The organism is Aeromicrobium sp., from assembly GCF_025965075.1.
GTDB lineage: Bacteria > Actinomycetota > Actinomycetes > Propionibacteriales > Nocardioidaceae > Aeromicrobium.
In genome coordinates this window covers 1-12,736 of the sequence record NZ_JAOPXQ010000020.1, presented here as the reverse complement: position 1 = coordinate 12,736, position 12,736 = coordinate 1, and the positions used below count along the sequence as shown (strand labels likewise).

The window sequence follows — 12,736 nt, the reverse complement described above, 5'->3', positions numbered from 1 at the left end:
CCTTGCAGTTCGCGATGTCGACGCCCTCGATCCACACATGACCCTCATTGGGCTTGAGCAGACCGATCAACGTCTTGAGGAACACCGACTTGCCGGTGCCCGACGGGCCGAGCATCACCGAGATCTCACCGGCCGGAAGCGTCAGCGAGACGTCCTTCCAGATCAGCGAGCTACCGAACTTCTTCGTCAGACCCTCGACCTTGACCTCAACACCCATCTCATGCTCCTTCGTAGTTCCTGGAGATGCTGCTCACACCGGCTCCAGGCCGGAGACGAACCAACCGTCCGACGTCTTGGTCATGGTGACGATGATCCGGGTTGCGGACGTCACAGGTTGCTCGGCGGTCTTCGTCGATGTCGCCTGATTGACGAACAGCAGTAGTTCCGCGTGCGAGCTGGTGCTGCGAATGACGCTTGCAGCTTGGACCGTCGCCTGGGTGGATACCTTGCGCTTGCGAGCGTTGGGCAGCACGACCTCGCGCAGCACCTTGGCGTACTTGGTCTTGAATTCGCCCGTGGTGTTGCTACCCGCAACTGCAAGGTCTGCCGCCAGGTCGACGTAGCGGTAGCTGAACATCGCAGGCACGCGCGCCTCGGCAGCCTCGAGCGCCGCCGTCCGCGCCGCGTTGCCGGATGACTCCGACCGCCCCTGCACCAGGAGGACGACGTTGACCAGCGAAGCCGCCACGACGAGGGCGCCGAGCATCTGCAGAGACCACCGGCTGCGAGGCAGGCTGGGGCGCCTCATGCGACGAACTCCAGTCCGGCCACGAGCCAACGGTCCTTGACCTTCTCGAGCCGCACTGTCATGCGGTAGGTCCGCGGCGCAGCCTGCGTCGCCTTGGTGTTCTTGACCGTCCCGGACGCTGCGACGAGAACCGTTGCCTTGGCACCCTCCAGCGAGGTGAGGCCGGCCGCGGCGATCGATCCGGTCGAGGTGACCTTCGATTGACTGACCGCCGCTCGGAACGTCTCCGCCTGATCCTGCAGCTGTGCCTGGAAGTCGTCGGTCGCGCCCGCGATAAGCTTCCGGATGGCCTCGTCCGAGGTGGAGGTCGACACCTGGGTCAGGGCCAGGACCTCGGAGCGTGCCGCCTTCACTGCGGCCGACCGGTCGGCCCGTACATCGGCGTCCCGCCGCATCTGCCGCCCTTGCCCAACGCCGGTCACGACGAGGGTCACCAGCACGGCGATGAGCCCGATCGACGCCAACGTGTCCACCTGGATCACGCGGCGGGACGGTCGGCTCACTGCTGGAGTGGCGAGGTCAGGAGTGTCATCCATGGCTCGTCTTCCTCTCTTTCGGCGGAGGTACTGTCAGCGGGGTCCGAGCTCTGCAGCGTGCCCGCCGCCTCGAGCAGGGCCGACGATGTGCCCGCCGATGTGGTGGCCCCGTCGAAGACCAGGCCACAGGACGCCGAGCGTGGACCTCGCCGCGACGGATCGTTCACACAGGGCAGGTTCCGAGTGCCTCGCACGACCTCGGGCGCCGCTGCGGGCTTGTCGCAATAGGCCGTCTTGCCCGGGCGGTAGGAGGTGTCGGACGGTTGCCGGCGTTCGTCGACCGAGTAGTAGCCCGTGATGCACGGCTGAGGGTCGTTGAAGGTTGCCTTGATGTCCAGGTGGCCTTCGCCCTGCTTGACCCGGTCGTAGAGGACACCCTGCAGGCGGGCCATCAGCGCCGGGTAGATCGACAGGGTCGAGGTCAGTGACAGGGTGTAGACGTTGAGCACCTCAGAGATCGTGGCGGTGTTGGCCAGCAGCACAGGAAGCGACGGGCTGATGACGTCGACGGTCTTCGTGAGCTCGTCGACCGGCTGGCTGGAAGCGATGAGCTTGCGTACGTCGGCATCGCTGCCGGTCAGCGTGCGCGTGAACGTTTTGAGCGAGCCGGCGTAGGACCGTGTTTGGTCGGCGAGCTGCTGCTGCGTCTGGAGAAGCGGCGATGCAGCCTCGACGAGGCTGGTCGTCGACTCCAGTGAGTCCTGGGCGGCATCGACGAGGGACGAAGTGTCGTCGATGATGCTCGCGAGCTCATCCGCGCGTCCTCCCAGCCCTTCGTCGACCTGGTCGAGCAGGTTCTTTGTCGCCTTGGTCGGTACGGACTTCAACAACGAGTCGAGCTCCTCCAGAACCGGCGTGATCTGGAGCATCTCTCGAGTGCTGCCGCGGGCGATGACGTCGCCCTCGTCGAGGAACGGGCCAGCCTTGCTGTCGGGGACGAGATCGAGGTATTGCTCACCGATCGCTGAGGTGCTGCGGACCTCAACGTGGCTGCTCGCCGGGATGCTGGTTCCCCGCTCGAGGTCCATGGTGACCCGGACGCCGGAGCCCTCCAGCTCCACTGCCTCAACGGTGCCGACGTCGAAGCCGCGGTAGGTCACGATCGCGCTTGGGTAGAGGCCGCTGATGTCCCGGAAGTCGGCCGAGACCGAGTACGTCCCGATTCCCAGTAGCTTTGGCACGCGCGCGTAGGTCACCGATGTGAAGATCAGTGCCAGCGAGGCGAGGACCGCGAAGATCACGAGCTGGCGCTTGACGAGGGTGGTCAACATCAGCAGACTCCCAGCAGCTTGAGGATGCCGCAGCCGGAGCCGGGTGTCGGCGTGGGGGACGGACTCGTTTGGGACGACGGGGTGGCCTCAGGCAGACCGGGGGAAGGGCTCGCACCCTTCATCGAGGCCGAGTCTTCACCCGCCACGGGCGCACCACCGGCGTCCGCGGCACGGGCCTTCGCCAGCGTCTCCAGCAGGGACAGGTCTACGCCGAAGTTCTTTGCCAGGGTGGGGAGCCTCAGGTCCACGGTCGCAAACAGGTTGGCGTAGTCGCCGCGGACGGCGTTGCTCGTCGTCATGATCGGGAACGGCAGCGACACGAGGAGCTTGAGCGCGTCGGGCACGTCAGCAGCCACCTTCGCGAGCTCGCCGAGCGTCGGACGCAGTGCCCCGAGGGTCGCCAGGAATGCCTCGGAGCTCGCGGTCAGAACCTCGCTGCCCTTGACACTGGTCTTACCCAGACGGGTCGTGGTGTCGACCAAGGTGGCGCGTTCGTCGTCGAGGGTCCGAAGCGCCGGGCCGATGGTGTCGAGGGCGCGCACGATGGTCCTGCGCTGCGCGACGGCCGTGGTCGAGAGTCGGTCGAGCGACTCCAGCGTGGCGACGATCTCCTCCTTGTTGGCGTCGAGGGTGCCGAGCAGCCGGTTGAGCCGGCGAATGACGGACTGGGTGTCGGGGACTCGTCGGTCGAGAGTCTTGTTCAGCTCTCCCGTGATGGTGCTGATCTGCGAGAGGCCTCCGTTGTTGAGCAGGAGGGACGCCGACGCCAGAACCTGTTCGGTGGCTGGATAGGTCCCGGTCTGCGAGACAGGAATGTCGGCGTTGGCGGCGAGGCGACCACGCGCCTTCGCCGGGGCGTCGACTTGAACGTACTGCGCGCCGAGCAGTGTCTTTTGGCCGATCGTGAAGACGGCGTTCGCTGGTACGGCGACGTCCTTGCGCAGACGCAGTGTGAGCCGAGCCTGCCAGTCGCGGACCACGATCTTGGCGACTGTTCCGATCACCACGTCGCCCATCTGCACGGTGGAGTTGGACACAAGGTTTTCGACCTGGTCGAAGGTCACGTACGCCGTGTAGCCATCATCTCCGACCGCGACCTGCCCCGGGAGGGTGTTGTCATTCGGATGCACCGAGCAGGCCGTCAGCAGGACCGCTGCGCCGACCATGGCAGTAACTGCTCGCAGGCAACTCATCGAGCACCTCCACCGAGCAGACCGGACAGAGTCGTCGACACGTCGCCCAGCCCACCCTGCAGGTCTCGGACGAGCGCCTGGTCAGGAGCGCTCTGCGTGGATGTCGACTGGCCAGTGCCCCGGGCACCGGGTGTCCCCGGAACGCCGGTGACGCCGAGCAGCCCGAGCAGAGGACCCAGCGCGTCGTCGCATGTCGCGGTATTGCCGCCTACACCGAGGACAGCACCGCAAAGTAGCTGGGAGACGCTGTCGAGGTTGCCGAGCGCGACGTGGCCGGTCACGGCGCCGTTCTCGATGGCGTTGTAGAGGTCGATGACGGCCGTGGGCGCGCTGTGCAGGATGTCGGCAAGAGCGTTGCTGCGCGAGGCGATCGTCTGAGCCAGCGTCGTCGCAGAGGTGATGCTCGTCGAGAGGGTGTCGCGATTCTCGCTGAGGACCCTGGACACATCGTTCAGAGCCACGCGAAGGTCCTTGATCACAGCTGCGAGCTGGGTGCGGTTGTCCGACAGCACGTCGGAAAACTGCGCGAGGCCGTTGGTGAATCCGGCCACTTCCTTGTCGTTGGTCACGAGGGTTCGGGTGAAGGTGTTCAGGTTGGTCAGCGTCTGGAACAGGTCCCCGCGACTGTCACTCAGGCTGCCGGCCGCCTCCTGCATCGAGGACAGGCTGTTCTTGAGCCGCGTGGCATTGCCCTCGCCCAGGTTGCCCTCGAGCGTTGTGATCGCCTCGCCGAGAGCACCCTTGCTCGAGCCGCTGGGTCCGTCGGGGCCGAGCGCGGTCGAGAGGTCGACGAGCTCGTTCTTGACCTCGTCGAACGAGACGGGGACGGCAGTTCGGCCCAGGGCTATGACCGCGCCGTCGTCGAGCGTGGGGCCTGCCTTCCAGGCCGGCGCGAGCTGCACGAACCGTCCTGAGACCAGGCTGGGTGCGACGATCGCTGCCTTCGCCTCGGCAGGAATCTTCTCGCTGCGATGGACCTTCATCGTGACCTTGGCCCGATCACCCTGGGGGTCGATGTCGGTCACCTGCCCGACCCGCACGCCGAGCACCTTGACGTCGTCCCCGATATAGAGCCCCGTGGACGTCGAGAAGTAGGCGGTCACGGTGTGGTCCCGCCGTGTGTCCAGAGCGAAAACAGAGATGGCGGCGATCACGAAGGCGACCACAACCGTGATGCGTGTGGCGACCCCCAAGCGCCGGAGCGCTCTGCGGGGTGTGTTGGCGTCGAGGTTCGTCACGCTGGTCACTGGAGGAACTCCGAGATCACGGGGGCAAGAGTGCCCGGGGAGGTGAGGTTCTGGATGTAGGCGTCGAACCACGGCCCAGTGCCGAGCGCGTCGCCGAAGTTGGTCGCGTAACCCCGCAGGCCGATGATCGCCTTCTGCAGGTTCTTCTTGTTGTCGTTCAGCACGGCGATGACCTTGTTGAGCTGGGTCAGCGACGGGCCGAGCACCGCGTCGTTCTCGCGGGCGACCGCACTGAGCTGGGCGGAGAGCGACCCGGCATCATCCAGCAGGTCGGTGACGACCTGCTGACGGGCGTTGAGCTGGCGCAGCAGGCTCTGTCCCGAGCTCAGCAGTGTCGCGACCTTCTGGTCACGGTCGGCCAGCACTCCTGTGACCCGGCTGGCCCGGTCGAGAAGCTGCTGCAGCGCCTCGTCGTTGTCGGACACCGCACTGGCTATGCTGTCGAGCCCGGACAGTGCCTGCTTCACGTCGTCAGGCGTGTCCTTGAACGTGCCCGACAGCGTCGTCAGCGACGAAGAGAGCTGCTCGACGTCGATCTCGCTCGCCTCGGTGGTCAGGTCGGAGAGGGCCGCCGTGATGTCGTACGGCGAGGACGTTCGGTCGACGCCGATGGTGTCCCCGGCGCCCATCGCGCCCTCCCCCGACGGATCCAGCTGGACGCCGGCCTGCCCGAGGAGGGTGGTGGTGACGATCTTGGCCTCGGTGGTGTCGCCGAGCCGCAGATCCCCGTTCTTGACTCGCAGTGCGATCCTCACGACCCCACGGTCCAGGTCGATCGAGTCGACCGTGCCGACGGTCGCACCGGACACGAGCACGGGATCGCCCGTCTCCAGTCCGCCGGCTTCCACGAAGCTCGCATCGAGCACGTAACCGTCCCTGACGAACGGCAAGTCGGAGAACCTGATCGCGGCCAGCACCAAGGCCACCACGCACGCCGTGCCAACAAACCCAATGACTGCCTGGGTCAGGCCGTTCCGGTTCCTCACTTGCACCTCTCAAGGTCGCTGTTGATCCACGGGGTCGCGATCGGCGTGCCGTTCGCGTCGTCCGTGAGCTGCAATCGCACGCCGCACAGGAAGAAGTTGAAGAACGAGCCGTACGAGCTGGTCTGGCTGAGCGTGTCGTAGTGCTTGGGCAGCTGGTCGAGCACCTCGCGCAGGTTGCCCTCCTGCTGGTTGAGCCCGCGGCTGGCCTCCTGCAGACTTTTCAGGGTCGGCGTCAGGTCGCCACGGGCCCGCTGCAGCACGTCGGTGGCCTGCTCGCTGAAGTCGCTGATCTGGCTCGCCGCGTCGAGCACCTGGGTGTCCTGCTTTTCCAGCCCGCTGACGAGATCGGAGAGGCCGGCCACCAGGGTGTCCAAGCCGTCACGGTGGGTGTCGACCTCGCCGACGACGGTGTTGAGGTTGCGCACGACCTGACCCACGAGCTCCTCCCGGTCACCGATCGTCGAGGTGACGGAGGCAACGCTGGCCAACAGCTGTCGGATTGCTCCGGTTTGTCCCTGAAGCACGTCGACGAGCTGCACCGACAACTTGTTGATCTGTTGAGGGTTGAGACCGACGAACAGCGGCTTGAATCCGTTGAGCAGGGTGTCGAGGTCGAGCGCAGCCTCGGTCCGCGAGGCTGGGATCAAGCCTCCGGCAGGTAGCTTGGGAGCATCTGTGCTCGACCGTTTGAGCGCAAGGTAGCGATCGCCGACGAGATTCTTGTAGGTCACTGTGGCGCTCGTCGCGGTGCTCATCGGGATGTCGCTCTTGATGTCGAAGGTGACATCAACGGTCGCGTCGGCATTGATGTCGATCGTCTTCACAGTGCCGACCGCGACGCTCGCAACCCTGACCTGGTCGCCCGGTTTGAGGCCCGACACGTCGTCGAAGCTCGCCCGGTAGGACGTCCGGTCGCCCGGTCGGACGTCGCCCATCACGAGGAACAGGTAGAAGGTGAGGACCCCCATGACGGCCAGGAACGTGATGAGCTTGATGAGATCGCTGCGCTGACGGCGGCGAACGGTGCTGGTACTGACCGAGCGGGCCGCGGTGGCGGGTTCATCGATCACATGTGCGGTCTTCGTGGGCTCAGTCAAGGAAGTTCACCAAGCCGGCCAGGGTGCCGAAGAACGTCTTGGACAGCTCAGCCGACGGGGTCGTGGAAGTCTGATGTGCATACGGGTTCGCTCCGGTCTTGAAGAACGGGCTCGGGGCGTCGACGTCCGCCTTGGTGATGCGGGGAAGGCCGAAGCACTGTGGACCTGTGTCGTTGCCGATGATCGGGAGGTTCTCCGCGGTGCGATAGGGCTCGTCGCCGCCTTGGAGGGTCGTGATGGTCTTGATGCCCGGCTGCTTGCCGCCGATGACGGCCTCGGCCCAGGTGTTGGTGAGTTGCGTGCCCTGGATGACGCATGGAATTTCGGGTGAGTACCGTGCGATGACGCTGGCGGGTTTCGCCAGAAGCTCGACGGTGCGGTCCAGGTCAGGTGCCGATGTGTCCACAAGGGTGTCGGCGCTCTCGGAGAACGAGGTAAGGCTGATCAGGAAGGCGTGCAGTGAGGCCTGCTGATTCACGATCGTCTTGCTTGTGACGGTAGCGTTCTTGGCCGCGCCGAGCAGGTCGGGAAGCGCCTGGTCGTAGGTGTCGACGACGCTCGCCGAACGCTGGAGGTCGTCAGCCAGCGAGGGGAGGGTGCGGTTGAACGACGCCAGGTAGTCGTCCGTCTTCTCGACGAGCTGGCCTATCGTGTCGCCGCGCCCGTCGAGCGCGGTGCTCAGGGCGGTGAGGGCGTTGTTGACCTCTGATGGACGCGCTGCGTCGAGCACCTCGACGAGGTGACTGAAGGCGTCGTTGACCTCCACCGTCACACGGTCTGCCTTGATGACCGCGCCTGCCGCGATCGACCTCTCACGAGCCAGGGTCGGCGCCGTCAGCTGAACGTACTTGGCACCGAACGCCGTGGGCGGAACGATCTGGGCGGTGACGTCGGCGGGAACGTTCTTCACCTGGCCTGCGTCGATGGTGATATCGATGACGGCGCCGTTCGCGGCTGGGGAGACCTTGGCGACCCGGCCCACCGCGACGCCTCGCAGCTTCACAACCGCGCCCTGCTCCATGGTGAGGCCGGCGCGGCTGGCATCGACCGTGACGGGGATGGTCGATCGAAAGTCACCGCGGTACATAGCGACAACGCCGTAGGCGATGAGCCCGAGGATGAGGAGGAATGCCAGTCCGAAGCCGAGGTGACGGTGCCCGTTCATCGCCGTCATCCCGTCACGTGGACGGTCGAGTTTCCCCAGAAGGCGAGCCCGAACGCCAGGTCGACCAGCATGATCGCGATGAGCGCGGAGCGCACCGCGACGCCCACGGCCCGGCCGACGCCTGCTGGTCCGCCGGTGGCGTGGAAGCCGTGGTAGCAGCAGACCGAAATGATGACGAGGGCCATCAGGACGGACTTGAGCAGCGCGAGGAACACGTCGCCCGGGATCAGGAATGTCGTGAAGTAGTGGTCGTAGGTGCCGACGGCCTGCCCGTAGCCGACCGTAACGACAAGCTTGGTCGCCAGAAAGGTCGTAACCGTGGCGATGGCGAACAACGGGATGATCGCGATGACGCCGGCGATGACGCGAGTCGTGATGAGGTACGGCACTGAAGGGACGGCCATGACCTCGAGTGCGTCGATCTCTTCGCTGACCCGCATGGCGCCGAGCTGGGCGGTGAAGCCTGCGCCGACCGTGGAGGTCAAAGCAATGCCGGCGATGAGTGGGGCGATCTCACGGGTGTTGAAGTAGGCGGAGAAGAAGCCGGTCAGTGCCGAGACGCCGATCTTGCCGAATGTCGTGTACGCCTGCAAGCCCACCTCGATGCCCGCCGAGGCCGTGAGGAAGCCGATGACCAGGACAGTGCCTCCCAGGAGGGCGAGCGCGCCGCTGCCCATGCTCACTTCGGCCAGGAGCCTGATGATCTCGGTGCGGTAGCGCCGCACCGTGTGGGGGATCTGGCGGTACGACTCGGCATGGAAGGCCAGTTGCTCGCCAAGTGCTGAGACCCACCTCGTCGGTCCGTTCCTGAGCACCGACATCAGGCACCGGCCCGCAGGTTGAGGAAGATCATGCTGATGACGCTGTTGGCGGCGAACAGCAGCATGAAGGCGAACACCACCGTTTGGTTCACGGCGTCACCGACGCCCTTGGGCCCACCTTTCGCGTTCAGACCAAGGAAGCAGGCCGTCAGCCCCGCGAGCAGTCCGAAGACCGCGGCCTTGATCTCGGCCGACAGGAAGTCCGGCGTGCCGACGAGCAGCGTCAGGTCGGACAGGAAAAGTCCGGGTGTCGCGTTCTGGAGCACCACGGAGAAGAAGTAGCCGCCGACCAGACCGACCACGGAAACCATGCCGTTGAGCGCGACACCGATGACCATCGAGGCGATGACCCGCGGCACGACGAGGCGAGGGATCGGATCGATGCCTAGCGTCTCCATGGCGTCGATCTCATCCCGGATCTTGCGTGACCCGAGGTCGGCACAGACGGCGGTGGCGCCGGCGCCGGCCACGACAAGCACAGAGACGACCGGCCCGATCTCGCGGATGACCGCGACTGCTGCCGCCGAGCCCGAGAGGTCTACGGCGCCGATCTCGATGAGCAATTTGTTGACCTGGAAGATGATGACGACACAGAACGGGATGCAGACGAAGATCGCCGGCGCCAACGACACCGAGGTGATGAACCAGGCCTGCGACACGAACTCCCGAAACTGGAACCTCGTCGTGAGCATCGCTCTGAGGACACTTCCGCAGAAGCTGTAGAAGTCGCCGATCACACCGAACGTCTTCACCAGCCCGTTGGAGGCGAGCGCCTCTTGAGCGATCTTCGTGCGCTCCGGCGTCATCGCCTCCGGATGTGCCGGGGCAGCAGTCGTCGTCATCGGGCCTCCTGGGTTGGACGCCGACCATGAGGCAGCGCCTCGGTCACAGTGTCAGTCCTGGGTGGGTTGAAACTCGTGCCGCATGGCCAAAGGGCGCCGTGCGTCCTGTGCGGGAGGACAAAGGAGAGTCGCTGTGCCCGAGTTCGAGCGGGAGATCCTTGCCTGTTCGAGATCGCGCAGGGCTGTGCACTGTTCGTTGGTCCAACAAAGCAACGCAGGCTTGGGCTCATTGATCGAGACCCGCTCGCCTGATCCTTGGCACATTTGAGCATCGATGCCTCTCTCGGCTCCCTCAAAGGACAGGACTTCTTATGACCTTCGACCACGACGTGATCGTCATCGGCTCCGGGTTTGGAGGGTCTGTTTCGGCTCTTCGTCTCGTCGAGAAGGGCTACTCGGTGGCTGTCCTCGAGGCTGGCCGGAGGTTTGAACCAGAGACGACGCCTCGCACCTCTTGGGACGTGCGCAAGTTCTTGTGGGCGCCTCGGCTCGGATGCTTCGGGATGCAGCGCATCCACATCCTTCGGGACGTCGTCATCCTGGCCGGCTCCGGCGTGGGCGGTGGATCGCTCAACTACGCCAACACGTTGTACGAGCCCTCGGCCCCGTTCTTCAACGACCCCCAGTGGTCGCACATCACCGACTGGGAGGACGAGCTCAGGCCGCACTACGCGACGGCGCAGCGCATGCTGGGCGTCACCCAGAACACCGAGATGACGAAGGCCGACGACGTCATCAAGGCCGTCGCCGACGAGATGGGTGTCGGCCACACGTTCCGACTCACACCCGTCGGTGTCTTCTTCGGAGACGAGCCAGGGGTCGAGGTCGACGACCCGTACTTCAACGGGGCCGGGCCACGGCGCACGGGCTGCACGAGCTGCGGGTCGTGCATGACCGGTTGCCGGGTGGGTGCCAAAAATACCCTCGACAAGAACTACCTGTACTTCGCAGAATTGTTGGGTGCTCAGATCCGGCCGCTCACGACCGTCGTCGATGTGCAGCCCATGGACGCCGGTGGATACCGTGTCAGCGCCATTCGGTCCGGTGCCAGCGGACGACGCAAACGGGACCGTGAGACCTTCACGGCACGTGAGGTCATCTTCTCGGCCGGCACCTACAACACCCAAAAGCTGCTGCACCGGCTGCGGGCCACCGGGGCGTTGCCGGGCATCTCACCCCGCCTCGGCGTCCTGACCCGGACGAACTCGGAGTCGATCCTGGGCGCGAAATCCAGCGACCGTTCGAGTGACTACACGCACGGGGTGGCCATCACGTCCTCGTTCCATCCCGACGAGCACACTCATGTCGAGCCGGTGCGCTACGGCAAGGGCAGCAACGCGATGGGACTCCTGCAGACCGCTCTCACCGACGGGGGCGGACGAGTGCCGCGCTGGATGAAGTGGGTCGGAACACTGCTTCGCCACCCGGCACAGTGGACCTGGTTCTCGACGCGCAAATGGTCTGAGCGGACCATCATCATGTTGGTGATGCAGACGCTCGACAACTCGATCACCGTCACCGGCAGGCGCACATCGACCGGCAGGTTCAAGCTCACGTCCGAGGCCGGTCACGGTGGGCCGAACCCCACGTGGATCCCGGCCGGCAACGACGCGGCGCGTCGCGTCGCCGAAAAGATCGACGGCGTCGCGGGCGGGACGATCGGTGAGATCGCCAACATCCCCATGACAGCCCACTTCATCGGTGGCTGCACCATCGGGGACTCTCCCCTGACAGGAGCGATCGACCCGTACCAGCGGCTCTACGGTCACCCGGGACTCCACGTGATCGATGGGTCGAGCATCTCCGCGAACCTCGGTGTCAATCCGTCGCTGACCATCACGGCACAGGCGGAGCGTGCGATGTCTTTCTGGCCGAACCGGGGCGAGGCCGATGCACGCCCTCAACTCGGCGAGAAGTACGTGCGGCTCGAGGGAACCCCGGCGGCACAGCCGGCCCTGCCGGCCACCACGTGAAAAACGCTGTAGTAGCACCGCCGTACGCCCATGGAGGCCACGATCGGCATCTCTCTCGTCTGCAGCGCTCCGCCCCGACACGCTCCCGCTGTCGCTCCCGCGCTGCCGTGACGTGCTCGCGACCTCGCACCGACGCGTCACACACACTTGCAACGCGTCACACTCTCCGCCGCCATCGCGCCGCACTGTCGTGTGCGTACGTCCTCAGTCGATCTTGATCTGGTAGTGGATCATGCCCGTCCGCGACGCGACGCGATCGTAAAGGGTTCGTGCTGTCGCGTTCGATTCCGCGGTGAGCCAGTACACCTTTGCCGACCCGTTCTCCTCTGCCCACACGCGAACGTGCTCGATCAAGGCTCGCCCGATTCCGCCGCCGCGAACGTCAGGAGCGACGAACAGGTCCTCGAGGTAGCAGTAGTTTGTCGTCGTCCATGTCGCAGGGTGCGTCAACCAATGAACGATGCCTACGGCGTCGCCGTTCTCGTCGCGGGCAATCGCTCCGTGGATGCCGGAGTCCGCGTCGATGAGGCGGGCGAACGTCGCCGTCGTCGTCGAGTCATCAAGACTCGATTCGTAGAACGAGAGGTAGCCGTTCCAGAGCGCAAGCCATTCGGTGCGGTCATCGTGTGCGATCGGTGCGATTGAACTCATCAATCGAGCGTACTGACCATGACTGCCTCATCCTCGCGATCGACCCTCACGAACGCTACCCGCCAGATCAGACGAATCTGGCGTAGTTTCAGCCGTCGTCGTCATCATCCGTCGTGATCGCTGCTCCTCGCCGCAGGACGTCATCCAGCGTCGCCCGACCGCGCTGCGCGCGGGCGGCTGAATGCTCCCGGGGCAAGTGGGGGGCA

13 protein-coding genes are annotated in these 12,736 nt (G+C 65.4%); 1 reads left to right on the top strand and 12 read right to left on the bottom strand.

Going from position 1 to position 12,736, the window contains the following annotated elements:
• The 11 genes from JWQ91_RS01110 to JWQ91_RS01060 all read right to left on the bottom strand — a co-directional run.
• Window positions 1-217: ATP-binding cassette domain-containing protein (locus JWQ91_RS01110; protein WP_297779648.1), on the bottom strand; the 217-nt coding region annotated here is incomplete at its 3' end.
• Between the two features lie 33 nt (window positions 218-250).
• The gene (locus tag JWQ91_RS01105) at window positions 251-706 is read right to left on the bottom strand and encodes a hypothetical protein (RefSeq protein ID WP_297779644.1); all 456 of its coding nucleotides are present in this window, start codon (window positions 704-706) and stop codon (window positions 251-253) included.
• A gap of 38 nt (window positions 707-744) precedes the next feature.
• Window positions 745-1,230 carry a hypothetical protein gene (locus tag JWQ91_RS01100; protein WP_297779642.1) on the bottom strand — a complete coding sequence of 162 codons (486 nt, stop codon included), beginning with the start codon at window positions 1,228-1,230 and terminating at the stop codon, window positions 745-747.
• Window positions 1,231-1,247: 17 nt separating this feature from the next.
• Window positions 1,248-2,555 (bottom strand): MCE family protein, encoded by a 1,308-nt coding sequence (locus tag JWQ91_RS01095; protein WP_297779639.1) that lies wholly within the window; start codon window positions 2,553-2,555, stop codon window positions 1,248-1,250.
• A complete protein-coding gene (locus tag JWQ91_RS01090) occupies window positions 2,555-3,721 on the bottom strand; it encodes an MCE family protein (RefSeq protein WP_297779635.1) in 1,167 nt (388 codons plus the stop codon). Before JWQ91_RS01090 ends, JWQ91_RS01095 begins: the two co-directional genes overlap by 1 nt.
• Before the next feature lie 23 nt (window positions 3,722-3,744).
• Window positions 3,745-4,986: an MCE family protein gene (locus JWQ91_RS01085; RefSeq protein ID WP_297779633.1), complete on the bottom strand. Its 1,242-nt coding sequence runs from the start codon at window positions 4,984-4,986 to the stop codon at window positions 3,745-3,747.
• Window positions 4,987-4,991: 5 nt separating this feature from the next.
• The gene (locus JWQ91_RS01080) at window positions 4,992-5,981 is read right to left on the bottom strand and encodes an MCE family protein (protein ID WP_297779631.1); all 990 of its coding nucleotides are present in this window, start codon (window positions 5,979-5,981) and stop codon (window positions 4,992-4,994) included.
• On the bottom strand, window positions 5,978-7,051 hold the full coding sequence (locus JWQ91_RS01075; protein WP_297779629.1) for an MCE family protein: 1,074 nt from the start codon (window positions 7,049-7,051) through the stop codon (window positions 5,978-5,980). The genes JWQ91_RS01080 and JWQ91_RS01075 overlap by 4 nt, the downstream gene beginning before the upstream one ends.
• A 19-nt stretch (window positions 7,052-7,070) precedes the next feature.
• A complete protein-coding gene (locus tag JWQ91_RS01070; RefSeq protein WP_297779627.1) occupies window positions 7,071-8,252 on the bottom strand; it encodes an MCE family protein in 1,182 nt (393 codons plus the stop codon).
• Window positions 8,249-9,064, bottom strand: a complete 816-nt coding sequence (locus JWQ91_RS01065) for an ABC transporter permease (RefSeq protein WP_297779625.1) — start codon at window positions 9,062-9,064, stop codon at window positions 8,249-8,251. The genes JWQ91_RS01070 and JWQ91_RS01065 overlap by 4 nt, the downstream gene beginning before the upstream one ends.
• Window positions 9,064-9,906 (bottom strand): ABC transporter permease, encoded by an 843-nt coding sequence (locus tag JWQ91_RS01060; protein WP_297779623.1) that lies wholly within the window; start codon window positions 9,904-9,906, stop codon window positions 9,064-9,066. The genes JWQ91_RS01065 and JWQ91_RS01060 overlap by 1 nt, the downstream gene beginning before the upstream one ends.
• 311 nt (window positions 9,907-10,217) lie before the next feature.
• Here JWQ91_RS01060 and JWQ91_RS01055 point away from each other — a divergent pair, with 311 nt between their 5' ends.
• A complete protein-coding gene (locus JWQ91_RS01055) occupies window positions 10,218-11,879 on the top strand; it encodes a GMC family oxidoreductase (protein WP_297779620.1) in 1,662 nt (553 codons plus the stop codon).
• Window positions 11,880-12,083: 204 nt separating this feature from the next.
• On the opposite strand, the gene JWQ91_RS01050 is transcribed toward JWQ91_RS01055, so the two are convergent.
• Window positions 12,084-12,530 carry a GNAT family N-acetyltransferase gene (locus JWQ91_RS01050; protein ID WP_297779617.1) on the bottom strand — a complete coding sequence of 149 codons (447 nt, stop codon included), beginning with the start codon at window positions 12,528-12,530 and terminating at the stop codon, window positions 12,084-12,086.
• Window positions 12,531-12,736 lie beyond the last annotated feature (206 nt).

Excerpts from the sequence above, each read along its gene's own strand:
- JWQ91_RS01105 (WP_297779644.1), bottom strand. The coding sequence starts at position 706 with ATGCTCGGCGCCCTCGTCGTGGCGGCTTCGCTGGTCAACGTCGTCCTC.
- JWQ91_RS01060 (WP_297779623.1), bottom strand. The coding sequence starts at position 9,906 with ATGACGACGACTGCTGCCCCGGCACATCCGGAGGCGATGACGCCGGAG.
- JWQ91_RS01050 (WP_297779617.1), bottom strand. The coding sequence starts at position 12,530 with ATGAGTTCAATCGCACCGATCGCACACGATGACCGCACCGAATGGCTT.
- JWQ91_RS01055 (WP_297779620.1), top strand. The coding sequence starts at position 10,218 with ATGACCTTCGACCACGACGTGATCGTCATCGGCTCCGGGTTTGGAGGG.
- JWQ91_RS01065 (WP_297779625.1), bottom strand. The coding sequence starts at position 9,064 with ATGTCGGTGCTCAGGAACGGACCGACGAGGTGGGTCTCAGCACTTGGC.
- JWQ91_RS01070 (WP_297779627.1), bottom strand. The coding sequence starts at position 8,252 with ATGACGGCGATGAACGGGCACCGTCACCTCGGCTTCGGACTGGCATTC.
- JWQ91_RS01095 (WP_297779639.1), bottom strand. The coding sequence starts at position 2,555 with ATGTTGACCACCCTCGTCAAGCGCCAGCTCGTGATCTTCGCGGTCCTC.
- JWQ91_RS01090 (WP_297779635.1), bottom strand. The coding sequence starts at position 3,721 with ATGGTCGGCGCAGCGGTCCTGCTGACGGCCTGCTCGGTGCATCCGAAT.